At 47.5% G+C, this 13,802-nt stretch carries 16 protein-coding genes and 1 other annotated feature; of the genes, 13 read left to right on the top strand and 3 right to left on the bottom strand.

Going from position 1 to position 13,802, the window contains the following annotated elements; translation table 11 throughout:
• The first annotated feature begins 172 nt into the window (after positions 1–172).
• The 6 genes from thrS to ACXAD6_RS12700 all read left to right on the top strand — a co-directional run bounded on the left by thrS (position 173) and on the right by ACXAD6_RS12700 (position 4,691).
• On the top strand, positions 173–2,119 hold the full coding sequence (gene thrS, locus ACXAD6_RS12725; protein WP_474969165.1) for a threonine--tRNA ligase: 1,947 nt from the start codon (positions 173–175) through the stop codon (positions 2,117–2,119).
• A 274-nt stretch (positions 2,120–2,393) separates the two neighbouring features.
• Positions 2,394–2,518, top strand: a sequence feature (ribosomal protein L20 leader region).
• Between the two features lie 81 nt (positions 2,519–2,599).
• Positions 2,600–3,103: a translation initiation factor IF-3 gene (gene infC, locus ACXAD6_RS12720; protein WP_160836317.1), complete on the top strand. Its 504-nt coding sequence runs from the start codon at positions 2,600–2,602 to the stop codon at positions 3,101–3,103.
• Positions 3,104–3,136: 33 nt separating this feature from the next.
• Entirely contained in the window at positions 3,137–3,334 is a 198-nt protein-coding gene (gene rpmI / locus ACXAD6_RS12715) for a 50S ribosomal protein L35 (RefSeq protein WP_027955182.1), read from the top strand.
• Between the two features lie 30 nt (positions 3,335–3,364).
• On the top strand, positions 3,365–3,721 hold the full coding sequence (gene rplT / locus ACXAD6_RS12710) for a 50S ribosomal protein L20 (RefSeq protein WP_160836316.1): 357 nt from the start codon (positions 3,365–3,367) through the stop codon (positions 3,719–3,721).
• Between the two features lie 86 nt (positions 3,722–3,807).
• Complete coding sequence (locus ACXAD6_RS12705) at positions 3,808–4,080, top strand: DUF1294 domain-containing protein (RefSeq protein WP_474970426.1); 273 nt, start codon at positions 3,808–3,810, stop codon at positions 4,078–4,080.
• 38 nt (positions 4,081–4,118) lie between these two features.
• Entirely contained in the window at positions 4,119–4,691 is a 573-nt protein-coding gene (locus ACXAD6_RS12700; protein ID WP_051254684.1) for a TVP38/TMEM64 family protein, read from the top strand.
• Between the two features lie 37 nt (positions 4,692–4,728).
• Here ACXAD6_RS12700 and ACXAD6_RS12695 read toward each other — a convergent pair whose 3' ends face one another.
• Entirely contained in the window at positions 4,729–5,139 is a 411-nt protein-coding gene (locus tag ACXAD6_RS12695; protein ID WP_474970425.1) for a sigma-w pathway protein ysdB, read from the bottom strand.
• A gap of 111 nt (positions 5,140–5,250) precedes the next feature.
• On the opposite strand from ACXAD6_RS12695, the gene ACXAD6_RS12690 reads away from it, so the two are divergent.
• Both ACXAD6_RS12690 and ACXAD6_RS12685 read left to right on the top strand, forming a co-directional pair.
• A complete protein-coding gene (locus ACXAD6_RS12690; protein ID WP_474969164.1) occupies positions 5,251–5,736 on the top strand; it encodes a dUTP diphosphatase in 486 nt (161 codons plus the stop codon).
• Positions 5,737–5,818: 82 nt separating this feature from the next.
• On the top strand, positions 5,819–6,904 hold the full coding sequence (locus tag ACXAD6_RS12685; RefSeq protein WP_027955188.1) for a M42 family metallopeptidase: 1,086 nt from the start codon (positions 5,819–5,821) through the stop codon (positions 6,902–6,904).
• Between the two features lie 40 nt (positions 6,905–6,944).
• Here ACXAD6_RS12685 and sspI read toward each other — a convergent pair whose 3' ends face one another.
• Complete coding sequence (sspI, locus tag ACXAD6_RS12680; protein WP_474969163.1) at positions 6,945–7,157, bottom strand: small acid-soluble spore protein SspI; 213 nt, start codon at positions 7,155–7,157, stop codon at positions 6,945–6,947.
• A 111-nt stretch (positions 7,158–7,268) separates the two neighbouring features.
• On the opposite strand from sspI, the gene ACXAD6_RS12675 reads away from it, so the two are divergent.
• The 3 genes from ACXAD6_RS12675 (at position 7,269) to pheT (ending at position 11,799) form a co-directional block, all read left to right on the top strand.
• Positions 7,269–8,003 (top strand): TrmH family RNA methyltransferase, encoded by a 735-nt coding sequence (locus ACXAD6_RS12675; RefSeq protein WP_474969161.1) that lies wholly within the window; start codon positions 7,269–7,271, stop codon positions 8,001–8,003.
• A gap of 319 nt (positions 8,004–8,322) precedes the next feature.
• Positions 8,323–9,357 carry a phenylalanine--tRNA ligase subunit alpha gene (gene pheS, locus ACXAD6_RS12670; RefSeq protein ID WP_474969160.1) on the top strand — a complete coding sequence of 345 codons (1,035 nt, stop codon included), beginning with the start codon at positions 8,323–8,325 and terminating at the stop codon, positions 9,355–9,357.
• Positions 9,358–9,372: 15 nt separating this feature from the next.
• Positions 9,373–11,799: a phenylalanine--tRNA ligase subunit beta gene (gene pheT / locus ACXAD6_RS12665; protein ID WP_474969158.1), complete on the top strand. Its 2,427-nt coding sequence runs from the start codon at positions 9,373–9,375 to the stop codon at positions 11,797–11,799.
• Positions 11,800–11,841: 42 nt separating this feature from the next.
• Here pheT and rnhC read toward each other — a convergent pair whose 3' ends face one another.
• Entirely contained in the window at positions 11,842–12,774 is a 933-nt protein-coding gene (gene rnhC / locus ACXAD6_RS12660) for a ribonuclease HIII (RefSeq protein ID WP_474969157.1), read from the bottom strand.
• 151 nt (positions 12,775–12,925) lie between these two features.
• Here rnhC and zapA point away from each other — a divergent pair, with 151 nt between their 5' ends.
• Entirely contained in the window at positions 12,926–13,219 is a 294-nt protein-coding gene (gene zapA / locus ACXAD6_RS12655; RefSeq protein ID WP_474969156.1) for a cell division protein ZapA, read from the top strand.
• On the top strand, positions 13,212–13,754 hold the full coding sequence (locus tag ACXAD6_RS12650) for a CvpA family protein (RefSeq protein WP_474969155.1): 543 nt from the start codon (positions 13,212–13,214) through the stop codon (positions 13,752–13,754). The genes zapA and ACXAD6_RS12650 overlap by 8 nt, the downstream gene beginning before the upstream one ends.
• Positions 13,755–13,802 lie beyond the last annotated feature (48 nt).

Raw genomic sequence — 13,802 nt, 5'->3', positions numbered from 1 at the left:
TGAAATGATTCAGAGTAATGGACAGCGACTGATCCGCGTTAAGGATAATGAAGCCGCAGCCTTGCGAGGATGCGGGAACCTGGGTGGAACCACGAGAGACAACGCTCGTCCCTTAGCACTATGCTGAGGGATGGGCGTTTTTTTATATTTATTTAGAAAAGGAGTGTTACACATGGCGGATGCGATTCAAATCAAGTTCCCAGACGGAAACATCAAGGAGTTTGAGAGAGGGACTACAGGTGAAGACATCGCTAAATCGATTTCTTCAGGCTTGAAAAAGCAGGCCCTGGCCGTAAAGCTGGACGGCGAACCCTACGACCTGCGACGTCCGATTGAACAGGATGGGGAAATTGAGATTCTTACCTATAAAAATCCAGAAGGCTTGGAAGTGGTGCGCCACTCTACAGCCCACCTGATGGCACAGGCCGTTAAACGCCTTTATGGAAACGTCAAACTTGGCGTTGGTCCGGTCATTGAGAATGGGTTTTATTATGATATCGATATGGAGGAATCCCTGACACCGGAAGATCTTCCGAAGATCGAAAAGGAAATGCAGAAGATTGTAGATGAAAACCACGAAATCGAACGCATAGAGCTTTCAAGAGAGGAAGCGATCGAAAAGTATAAGGAAATCGGCGATGAGCTGAAGCTTGAACTGATCGAAGCTATCCCTGAAGGCGAACAGGTGACGATTTATCAGCAGGGGGAATTCTTTGATCTCTGCCGCGGCGTTCACGTTCCACAGACAAGTAAAATCAAGGTTTTCAAGCTGTTGAGCATTTCCGGTGCCTACTGGAGAGGGGACAGCGACAACCAAATGCTTCAACGTATTTACGGAACGGCCTTTGAGAAAAAAGCCCATCTGGATGAATACCTGCAGATGCTTGAAGAAGCGAAGGAACGCGATCACCGTAAGCTCGGTAAGGAACTGGAGATCTTTACGATCAATCAGAAGGTCGGTCAGGGACTTCCAATGTGGCTGCCAAAAGGCTCGACCATTCGTCGCACGATTGAGCGTTACATTGTAGATACAGAAGAGCGCCTGGGATATGATCACGTGTATACACCTGTTCTGGGAAGTGTTGACCTGTACAAAACAAGCGGACACTGGGATCACTATCAGGATGATATGTTCCCGACAATGGAAATGGACAACGAAGACCTTGTTCTTCGACCGATGAACTGCCCGCACCATATGATGGTTTATAAAAATCAGATGCACAGCTACCGGAACCTGCCTGTCCGTATTGCTGAGCTGGGTACGATGCACCGTTATGAAATGTCCGGAGCTCTTGCCGGCCTGCAGCGTGTGCGTGCCATGACATTGAATGATGCGCATATTTTTGCCCGCCCGGATCAGCTGAAAGATGAATTCAAGCGTGTAGTCCGTCTCGTTCAGGAAGTCTACCGTGATTTCGGTATCAACGATTACTACTTCCGTCTGTCCTACCGTGACCCGGAGGATAAGGAGAAGTACATCGACAATGATGCGATGTGGGATAAAGCGCAGGGGATGCTGAAAGAAACGATGGAAGACATGAAACTGGAGTATGTGGAAGCCGAAGGGGAAGCTGCTTTCTACGGTCCGAAACTGGATGTTCAAGTGAAAACAGCGCTTGGTAAGGACGAAACGCTTTCGACGGTCCAGCTGGACTTCCACCTTCCGGAACGCTTTGATCTGACATATGTCGGGGAGGATGGAGCCGATCACCGTCCGGTCGTTATTCACCGTGGTGTCGTGTCGACGATGGAACGTTTTGTTGCCTTCCTTATTGAAGAATACAAAGGCGTCTTCCCGACATGGCTGGCCCCTGTCCAGGCGAAAATCATTCCTGTATCTGCCGACGTCCATCTGGATTATGCGAAAAAACTGGAAGATGAACTTCGGGAAGCCGGTGTGCGTGTCGAAGTGGATGAGCGGAATGAAAAGATCGGCTATAAAATCCGTGAAGCACAAATGCAGAAAATCCCGTTCCAGCTTGTCGTTGGAGATAAGGAAATCGAAGACCATGCGGTAAACGTCCGCCGATACGGAGAACAGGACTCTGCTACAAAATCTGTAGACACATTCAAGTCTGAAATCAAAAATGAAATTGAGCAGAAGCTTCTGAGAAAGTAATCCGATGAAGCGGAGACGTTTTTGTAAACCCATACCAAGGTGAGTTTTCATCCTGGTATGGGTTTTTATCATTTTATCTCGCTTTGTTTTCACGCTGGTTATCCACGGGCAGAGGCCGCTTCTTTCTTCTCCAGGTATTGGTTTGCAGGAAAGGGATTGATTTTTATCTTGATTTCGATTATCCTTGATTAGGTAGTCAGATAAACAACATTTGATTGTTGACATGCATCATCAGGCATGCTATTATTGTTTAGGTAACTGAATGAACGGATCTAGAGACAAGTAGGAGCACCCGCTTCTCACCTGATCGACGCTGATAAAGCAGTTGGCAGGTCACTAATTCCTTAAATGTTAGGATACGTGTGGGTGCAGAATATGTACCGACACTTTTTTTATTTTCAGCAGGAATCTTGTCGATGACAGATCTCATATAAGTTTTCTAAAACTATTTGGAGGTGGCTCGATATTAGCAAGGATAACATGAACGTTAATGAAAAAATCCGTGCCCGTGAAGTCCGTCTGATCGACGTGAATGGTGAGCAGCTTGGAGTTAAATCCCGTAACGAAGCGCTTGATATTGCAGCAAACGCAAATCTTGATCTTGTTATGGTGGCCCCAAATGCGAAGCCTCCGGTTTGCCGAGTGATGGACTACGGAAAATATCGTTTCGAGCAGCAGAAGAAAGAAAAAGAAGCTCGTAAGAAACAAACCGTCATCAAAGTGAAGGAAGTGCGTCTCAGTCCAGGGATTGAAGACCACGACTTCAACACAAAACTTCGTAACGCACGCAAGTTCTTGTCTAAAGGTGACAAAGTGAAAGCATCTGTCCGTTTCCGCGGACGTGCCATCACACACAAAGAACTAGGGCAGAAAGTACTCGAACGCCTGGCTGAAGAGTGCAAAGATGTCGCCCAAGTTGAGACCAAGCCTAAAATGGAAGGTCGCAGCATGTTCTTAATGCTTGCTCCTCTCGGTGAGAAGTAAGACAAAGTATCAAGTTTAAAGGAGGAAATTCACATGCCAAAAATGAAGACCCATAAAGGTTCTCAAAAACGCTTCAAAAAAACTGGGACAGGTAAAGTGAAACGTTCCCACGCTTTCACAAGCCACTTGTTCGCGAACAAATCAACTAAGCAAAAGCGTAAGCTTCGTAAAGAGGCACTGGTTTCTGCAGGAGACTACCGCCGTATCAAGCATATGCTTCCGAAAGACTAATAAAGACTGATTTAATTAGGAGGGATTACCATGCCACGAGTAAAAGGTGGAACAGTGACACGTCAACGTCGTAACCGTGTCCTTAAACTAGCAAAAGGTTATTATGGTTCAAAACATGCACTATTTAAAACTGCTAAACAGCAGGTAATGAAATCAGGACAGTACGCTTACCGCGACCGTCGTCAGAAAAAGCGCGATTTCCGTAAGCTTTGGATCGCTCGTATCAACGCTGCAGCGCGTTTGAACGACATTTCCTACAGCCGTCTTATGCACGGTCTTAAACTTGCGGGTATCGAAGTGAACCGTAAGATGCTTGCTGACCTTGCTGTCAACGACGCCCAAGGTTTCGCAAGTCTTGCAGAGCAAGCAAAATCTGCTCTTAAGTAATTTTATGAGAAAGAGCCATTTCCGTCCGGTTGGAAATGGCTCTTTTTTTATACCCTGTTCGAATACATAAGGGGAGCGTGAAGGTGATGATGTATGCAGGATTGTATTACTTCGGAGTGAATATCTGGCTGTTTATCCTGATGGGGGTGGACAAAAAGAGGGCTGGAGAACAGAAGTGGAGAGTGCCTGAAAAGCAGTTATGGATGGCAGCTTTGCTGGGAGGCGCATTAGGAGGAGTACTCGGGATGAAGGTGTTTCGTCATAAGACGAAGCATAAATCGTTTGCCGTCGGTTTCCCATTCCTCATAGCCGCGCATCTCGTGTTGACCGGGTATTTGTACGTGCGGTTCTATACCTGAGTATCCTGTCATAAGATGTAGGCAGGGAGGGGATTGACGTGGGCGGGACAACGACAGCAGTGCTGGCATGGTTGGAACATCAGGAAGCCTGGGCGCCGCTCTTGTTTATCGGAATTCATCTGCTTCGGCCTTTTTTGTTTCTCCCGGTCATGCTTGTCTGCATAACCGGAGGCGTGTTGTTCGGACCGATTGCGGGTACCGCGTACTCGGTGATTGGAACGATGATATCCAGCCTGTTGTTTTACCGGACGATCCGTATGGTGCCTTGGGTGATGAAAAGGATGGCGGGAATCAAGGAACGATGGATGAAAAAACAGGCATCCCTGTCCGTCAAGCAGGTAGCTGTGCTGCGTCTTGTTCCTTTTATTCACTTTCACCTGTTGTCGTATTGTCTTATTGAGAGCAGCGCAGATTTTAAGGATTATGCGAAATCATCTTTATTTGCTAATTTTCCGCTTGCCTTTATTTACACCTCTGTCGGTCAGTGGGTCACGCTTTTTTCGCTGCCGATGATGGTCGCTTTTTCAGGCGCGCTTGTTGGTGTAAGTTTCATGATCCGGAAGAAAAGTGAAGTGTTTCTATGGAACGATTTCTTCCAGACGAATCCATAAAAGAACAACCCTCTGCAGCAAAGGGCAGAGGGTTGTTTTAATGGAAGTCATCGTTATTTTTCAAGGGATGGATAATCAGCCGGTTGATCGGGTACTTCCATTCGATGGAAGCATGCGGATAACGGAGGAGGATTTCTTGTTCCATAAAGTATATATCCTCCCGTTCGAGCCCTTGAAGCTTGTTCGGGTCGTGGGCGCTTACATTGATCGTAACGACCTCAAAGGCATCTTCGGTTGTCCCTAAATATTTTTCCCCTTCAAACACATGACCTTTCAAAGTCATCAGGAAATTCTCTTTCGTATCTTCCTGGTTATCATGAAAGTAAAATTCTTTTTTATCCCGGGCAAGATCCAGCTTTCTCCTTGGATTGACGATGAATTTATAAGCGGTGTACATAATAAAGGCTATCGCCAGAAGCAGCAGCAGTCTGAACAAAAGGATGATCATGAACATCGGACTCCTTCCTTGAAGGTACGTGCCTCCTATACGTATCAGCATGTCTTTTTGTTTCAGAAAATGATACATTATTATCGATGATTTTTTTAGGAGGGACAACCAATGTTTTGGGAATCGTTATATCAGATGCAGGAAAAACTGGATCATTATATTGAACAGCAGCACAATTTGGAGAAAAGCGCTTATGTCGAATCCAAAATCCTGGCCTTATTTGTAGAGCTTGGGGAGCTGGCGAATGAAACACGCTGCTTTAAATTTTGGAGTACGAAAGGGCCGAGCGATCCATCGGTCATTCAGGAAGAGTATGTAGATGGGGTTCATTTCCTGTTGTCCCTTGGTTTGGATCTGGGCTTCCGCTATACCAGCCAGGAAGAAGAGGACCGTTCTGTGACAGAGACGGAAGCATTTTTGGACGTATACAGCAGTGTGGAGACGTTTCGTCATGAACAGACGAAGGGAAACTACGAAAAGCTGTTTCGTGCCTACGTATCCTTAGGGCGGACCATCGGAATTACGGCAGAGGAACTGAAAGAAGCGTATATAAATAAAAATGAAGTGAATTTTAAAAGACAGGACCAGGGCTATTGATCACAAAATGGCAGAATTTTTGTGAAATCGCTTCAAAAGGTTTATAATAACAATGGATAGAAAAAGGAGGATTTGAATACATATGGCTAAAAAAGATGAAACACTGCAGATGTTGAAAGATCTGACGGACGCGAAAGGTGTACCGGGAAACGAAAGGGAAGCCCGTGACGTCATGAAGCAGTACATCACTCCCTATGCGGATGAAGTCTTCACAGATAATCTTGGAAGTCTGATTGCGAAGAAAGTAGGAAATAAAAAGGGCCCGAGTGTTATGGTTGCCGGTCACCTCGATGAGGTAGGATTCATGGTTACCCGCATTGATGATCATGGCTATATTTACTTCCAGACCGTGGGAGGATGGTGGAGTCAGGTTATGCTCGCCCAGCGTGTCACGATCATGACACGCAATGGTGACCTCACCGGTGTGATCGGATCGAAACCACCGCACATCCTGCCTGCGGAGCAGCGTAAGAAGGCTGTGGAAATCAAGGATATGTTCATCGATATCGGCGCTTCCAGCCGTGAAGAGGCAATGGAATTCGGTGTGAAGCCGGGAGATTCTGTCGTTCCATATTTTGAATTCACACAGATGAAAAATGAAAAAATGCTGCTGGCTAAAGCATGGGATAACCGCATCGGCTGTGCCATTGCGATTGAAGTGCTGAAGCAGTTGAAAGGTGAAAAACACCCGAATACGGTTTACGGTGTCGGAACGGTTCAGGAAGAGGTCGGTCTCCGCGGTGCCCGCACATCCGCCAACCTGATCAACCCGGATATTGCTTTTGGTGTCGATGTCGGTATTGCCGGGGATACTCCGGGTGTATCGGACAAAGACGCTTCCAGTAAAATGGGAGACGGCCCGCAGATCATCCTGTACGATGCCTCTATGATTTCCCATAAAGGACTTCGTGATTTTGTTACGGATACAGCGGATGCGAACGACATTCCTTATCAGTTTGATTCCCTTGCCGGGGGTGGAACGGACTCGGGTGCCATCCACTTAAGCCATGACGGGGTTCCAGCTCTTTCTATTACGATTGCTACGCGTTATATTCACTCTCATGCGGCTATGCTTCACCGTGATGATTTTGAAAATGCGGTCCGCTTAATTGTAGAAGTTATTAAAGGCCTGGATGCGGATACAGTCAAAGAAATTACCTTCCAGTAATACTAAAAAGCCAGCCGTAAAGGGCTGGCTTTTTTCGTGCTTATTTCTGTTTTAAGCCTTGTTCTAATGTATCAAGAATTTCCTGGCGTTCTTGTTCATCGGATTCTTTCCACAGCATTTCAAAGAATACGCCAAGCCCGGGAAGCATTTTTTCCTCACCCTTCTGCAGGGCATCATCAATAGTGGCTTCAAGCTGTTCGGCATTATGATTGCTGACATTGGACAGAATCGCTGCGCGCAGATTTAAATTCATCGTCAAGTCCTCCTTTGTAATAGGATTCGAAAATTATTCATGATTAGTTTGACCAACCGTGGTGCGGCTATGTATGATGAATGAGAAATAAACAGGAAAAGAGGGACGATAATGCTCACTTCCTTACAAAATGCAAAAGTGAAGGATTGGAAGAAACTACATAAACGAAAGTATAGAAATCAAACAGGTACGTTTCTTGTAGAAGGGTTTCATCTGTTTGAAGAGGTGATGAAAAGCGGCTGGACCGTTAAAGAATTGATCGTCCGCGAAGAAACGGACATTGAACTTCCGGATGATATTCCTTATACGATTGTCAGCCGTGATGTTTTTGCGGCTGTTGCTGAAACCGAAACGCCTCAAGGAATTGCAGCGGTTGTCGCTAAAGAAGATTATACTTTTACGCCGGGAAGTCTTACTTTGATGCTGGATGCTGTCCAGGATCCGGGAAATATCGGGACACTGATCCGTACAGCAGATGCTGCCGGTTTCGACCAGGTCATTGTCGGTACGGGTTCTGTGGATATTTTTAATGATAAAGTGATCCGTGCTTCTCAAGGATCTCTGTTTCATTTACCGGTCTTAACAGGAGACCTCGGCGCTTACGTGCACGAATTGAAGGATCGGGGTGTGGAAATCTGGGCCTCTGCGCTGGAGAACGCCGTCTCATATAAAGAGCTGGCGGTTCCTGAGAAAGTTGCTTTAGTGGTTGGAAATGAAGGCAGCGGCATCTCTCAAGAACTTGTCGAGGCGGCAGATCAGCATGTGTATATCCCGATATATGGACAGGCGGAGTCGTTGAATGCTGCCATTGCGGGTGCTGTTCTTATGTATCATTTGAAAAGCTGAGGTTGCATCCAGCAGCAACTTTGACTATAATAAATGCAGTTCTAATAATTACATCGATCAATAGCTGAGATAGAGCAAAGTAAATGAATGGGAATCGTTTCAGGGAGGAAGCACCATAGACTGGGAGTGCTGCCATCGTGACATTCGTTGAAATTTCACTCTGGAGCTGGCCGTTTCGGCCCGGATGAACGTCCGTTATTTCATACAAGTGGGCACCACAGGTGTCAACAAGGGTGGTACCGCGAAACAAACCATACAAGTCTCGTCCCTTTTTACAGGGAGGGGGCTTTTTTTATTTTCATTAAAGGAGGAATTACTGATGAAGGAACGTTTAGAGCAGCTGAAACAGGAAGCGTTGCAGAAGGTGGAGAACGCTGATTCCATTCAAGGGTTGAAAGACATTCGTGTCGAGTATCTAGGGAAGAAAGGACCGATCACGGAAGTACTCCGCGGCATGGGCAAATTATCGAAGGAAGAGCGCCCGGTCATCGGACAGCTCGCCAATGACGTGCGTGAGAGCATTGCAGAAGCGATCGAAGCGAAACAGACAGGTCTTGAGGACGAGGCGCTTGAGAAACAGCTGGAAGAGGAAAGCATTGATGTAACCCTTCCTGCCCGTCCGGTTCACGTAGGCGGTCCGCACCTGTTGACGAGCATTGTAGAAGAAATTGAGGATTTATTCATCGGTATGGGCTTTGAAATCAAGGAAGGACCAGAGGTAGAAACCGATTATTACAACTTCGAGGCGTTGAATCTGCCGAAAGGCCACCCGGCCCGTGATATGCAGGATTCCTTCTATGTTACAGAAGAGTTGTTGATGCGTACCCATACCTCGCCTGTACAAGCAAGAACGATGGGGACAAGAAACGGTGCTGAACCTGTGAAAATGATCTGTCCTGGTAAAGTGTACCGCCGTGACACCGATGATGCCACGCACTCCCACCAGTTCACCCAGATTGAAGGTCTGCTTGTAGATAAGCATGTCCGCATGAGTGATCTGAAAGGCGTACTGAATGCATTTGCGAAGCAGATGTTCGGAGCGGAACGTGAAATCCGCCTTCGTCCAAGTTTCTTCCCGTTCACAGAACCATCGGTTGAGATGGATATTTCCTGTAAAGTGTGCGGTGGTAAAGGCTGTTCCGTCTGTAAGGGAACGGGCTGGATTGAAATTCTCGGCGGGGGCATGGTCCACCCGAACGTATTGGAAATGGCCGGCTACGATTCCAGCGAATACTCCGGCTTTGCTTTCGGAATGGGACCTGAACGGATCGCCATGCTGAAATACGGGGTCGACGATATCCGTCACTTCTATACCAACGATATCCGGTTCTTGGAACAGTATCATAAAGCTTAAGGGAGGAATGGAAAAATGCTTGTATCTTTAAACTGGTTGAACGAATACATTGATGTCAGCGCCTACTCTCCGGAGGACCTGGCTGAAATCATTACAAAAACGGGGATTGAAGTAGAAAGCGTAGAGCCTGCAGCAGAGGGCGTCACGGGGGTCGTGGTTGGACAAGTGACATCCTGTGTGCAGCATCCGAATGCGGATAAACTGAATCTCTGTCAGGTTGACGTTGGTGAAGAAATGCTTCAGATCGTATGTGGCGCGCCAAACGTGGCCGAAGGTCAGAAAGTCGCAGTCGCTGTACCGGGAGCTGTCCTTCCGGGGAACTTCAAAATTAAGAAAACGAAGCTCCGCGGGGAAGCCTCCAACGGGATGATCTGTTCCCTTCAAGAGCTTGGTGTGGATGAAAAGGATGTACCTAAGGAATATGCAGAAGGGATATTCGTATTCCCGGAGGATACAGAAATCGGTGCCGACGCTGTCTCTGAACTGAACCTTGATGATTTGATCATTGAGCTTGGACTGACTCCGAACCGTTCGGATGCGATGAGTATGGCGGGAGTGGCTTATGAAGTGGCTGCTGCGATTGACGGCGCCTACACACTGGCTGAAGAAAAAGTTGAAACCATTGATGAGAAAGCATCTGATCTGCTTACGGTTGAAGTAGACGACCCAGAGGCCAATCCTTATTACGGCGCTTTCGTCATCAAGGATGTTCAGGTCGGCCCATCACCGTTATGGATGCGCAACCGTCTGACAGCTGCTGGAATCCGTCCGATTAATAATGTTGTGGATATTACCAACTACGTGTTAATGGAGTACGGCCAGCCCCTTCACGCATTTGACTATGACCGCTTCGGTTCTCAAACCATCCGCACACGTCGAGCGGAAGATGGGGAGAAAATCGTCACATTGGATGACCAGGAGCGCACATTGAACAGCCGTCACCTGGTCATAACGAATGGGGAAAAACCGCATGCGATCGCCGGTGTGATGGGCGGAGCGGAATCGGAAGTCCAGGAAGACACGACAACGATCATCCTGGAAGCCGCGTATTTTGCCCCTTCTGTCGTTCGTGAAGCTTCCAAGGACCACGGGCTGCGCAGTGAATCAAGCTCACGTTTTGAAAAAGGGGTGGACCCTAACCGCGTAGAACGCGCCGGAAAGCGTGCCTGTGAGCTTCTTCAAAAGTATGCCGGAGGCCGTGTGCTGGAAGGGAATGCTTCCTTCGACAAGCTGGACCGTTCCGAAAAGCAGGTAACCGTCCATACGAGTGTGATCAACGACCGGCTCGGTACCGAGATTTCCAACGAGGAAATGGCTGATATTTTCCGTCGTCTGCAGTTTGTATACAACCAGGACGGCGGGCAGTTTGATGTAACGATTCCAACCCGCCGCGGCGATATCACCATTTTTGAAGATATCCTTGAGGAAGTTGCCCGTATCTACGGCTATGATAATCTGCCATTCACCCTTCCGGAAGGAGAATCACAGGCAGGCGGACTCACTGTGAATCAACAGTTGAAACGCCGCGTGAAAGCATACTTCGAAGGTGCGGGTCTTCACGAAACCATTACGTACTCCCTGACACATAAAGATAAAGCCGTTATGCTCGTCAGTCCGGAAGTAGAGGAAGCAGCCGAGAGCCCTGTAGGTCTGGCTATGCCGATGAGTGAGGATCACGCCTATCTAAGGTTGAGCATCCTGCCTGAATTGCTGGAATCCCTATCTTATAACGTTGCCCGTCGACAAGAGAACCTGGCCTATTATGAAGTAGGTACGGTATTCATCAGTGATGAGCAGGAAGTGACGAAACAGCCGTCCGAAATGCTGCGTGCCTCAGGAGCCCTTACCGGCGACTGGACATCTCATTTGTGGCAGCAGGAGAAAAAAGCGGTCGACTTCTTTGTCGTCAAAGGCATTGTCGAAGGTCTTGGAGATCAGCTCGGCCTTTCCTTCACTTACGAAAAGGCGAAACTGCCATCCATGCACCCGGGCCGTACAGCTGTCATCCGTCATGAAGGCCGTATCGCAGGCTTTGCTGGTCAGGTACATCCGAAGCTGCAGAAAGAATTCGGCTTGAAAGAAACTTACGTGTTCGATCTAAACCTTGAAGCCTTGTTCCAGTCTTATGAAAAAGAAGAGACGTTCCGTGTCATTCCGAGACATCCTTCTGTTTCAAGGGATATCGCGCTGGTCGTGGACGAGGATGTATCAGCAGGTGCGATTGAAGCGACGATTTCTGAAGCAGGTGCGCCGCTTGTGAAAGATGTTCAAGTGTTCGACGTCTATCAGGGAGAGCATCTGGAAGCTGGCAAGAAGTCCCTTGCCTTCCGTCTGCTTTATCTTGATCCTGTTCGTACTCTGAAAGACCAGGAAGTAGAAGAAGCCCATGAGCAAATCTTAGCTGCTGTTAAAGACAAGCACGAAGCAGAACTTCGCGGGTAATGCAAAACCCCCGCCGGGATGCCCCGGCGGGGGTTTTCTCTGTCATTTCACAAATTTCTTCGCTTTATCGGTGTTGGCAAAGTGGACTTTCGCCAGTTCATCGAGCTTGTCTTCTCCGTATGCTTTAATGACGGCGGCAGCGGCCTTATCCACTTTCCCTGAAGCGCCCTTTGGAATCGGCAGCCCCGTATCGAATTCAAGCGTGTCCATCGCTTTGACGAAAGCTGACCGGGCAATGATCGATCCAGCTGCAACGGCAATGGAATAGCTTTCCGCTTTCGTCATGAAGTAGACGTTTTCCTGAAGCTGCTGTTTTTCAGACCGCAGATGCTTTTGGTAGACATCCGGCTGGGAAAACTGGTCAATCAAAATTCCTTCCGGCTTTTCGGGGGCGATTTTTTCCAGAAGCCGGTTGATGGCCTGGTGGTGAAGGATCGTTTTCATTTTCCCCTGGCTCCATCCTTTTTTCTGCAGCTGGTTGTATTTTTTATTAGGCAGACGCAGCAGACTGTATGGGATTTTTAAGGCAGCCAGGTCCTTGGCCAGGTCGGTAATCTGTGCATCTGACAGATTTTTGGAGTCCTTAACACCGATGGCCTTCAATTGTGGAATCTGCTCCGCTGTTACATAAGCGGCAGCGACAGTGATGGGGCCGAAGTAGTCACCGGTTCCTGCTTCATCTGACCCGATATGAGAGCTGGTGAATAAGCTTTCTGACGGATGATAGCGGTGGTGGGAGGAACTCTTTTTCTTCTGACCGGATGCAGAAGATCCGGTCCCCCATTTGTCGGCTTCTTCTTCAGGATTTTTTCCTTGGAAGAGGACTTTCCCGGAGCGGTAGGCGGTAATGGTGCAGGCCGTTGTTTTTGCAGCAAATAATGCACTGGAAGGGACATTCGGCTTGCTCTGGGATGCGTAATAGGTTTTCATTTTCTCTAAGGTTGAGGTGGGCAGTGTTAAGACAACTTGAGGCATAATTCGTTCCTTTCTTTCGTACCAAAATAATAACCACAGTATAGCAGAACGGCGTAAAAATGAGAACATTTGCGAAAAACATCCATATTGGTTTCCCTAAGGAGAATAGTCATGTTAATATTAAGTTTAGGATTGAGAGAAACTAGGGGGTATGAATGTGTCGCAGTCAGACCAAGAGAAAAAAAGAATCACCGTGGAGATCAATAAACGATCTTACACGATAGTTGGTCATGAAGAGCCTCATCATATCCGTATGGTATCGAGTCTGGTGGATCAAAAAATGCGCGAAATCCATGAAGCGAACCCTAGTCTGGATACTTCCATGCTCGCTGTATTGACCGCTGTAAATACAATGAATGAATACATTAAATTAAAAGACGAATGTGCGGAACTTATGAATTATATTGAAAAGCTGGAGAAAGAGGACGACAGAAAAAATGATTGATTTACTGCTATTGTTTCTTATGTTTATCGGAATACTTACCGGGTTGAAGAGAGGTTTCATCCTTCAGCTCTTTCATTTAATCGGATTTATCGTTGCCTTTGTGGCAGCTGTCATCTATTATGACGATCTCTCCCCGAAGCTGACCCTGTGGGTTCCCTACCCCGAACTGCCGGCAGACGCCTCGTGGGCTGTATTTCTGGATAACCTCCCGCTTGAACAGGCTTTTTATAACGCAGTGGCTTTTGCCATCCTGTTTTTCGGAGCGAAGATTGTGCTTCATATTATAGCCTCCATGCTGGATTTCGTATCGGAGCTGCCGATTTTGAATTCATTGAATACCCTGCTGGGTGGCATACTGGGCTTCGTCGAAAACTATGTCATTCTATTTGTCGTGTTGTACATAGCCGCGCTGGTACCTGTAGCCGGGGTGCAGAGTGCGTTGGACGGGTCCCTGTTAGCCCAGCTGATCATTGAACATACGCCGGTGCTTTCCAATGAATTGGAAAATCTGTGGATTGAACACGTAGCGGGCTGAGCAGGTACGATTTTGGAATGAAGGTTGAGCCGCTGTGATAGTAATCAT

Source organism: Halobacillus sp. ABH2_015, assembly GCF_056158945.1.
The sequence above is the reverse complement of the archived record's forward strand: the minus strand, read 5'-3'. Positions and strand labels throughout refer to the sequence as shown.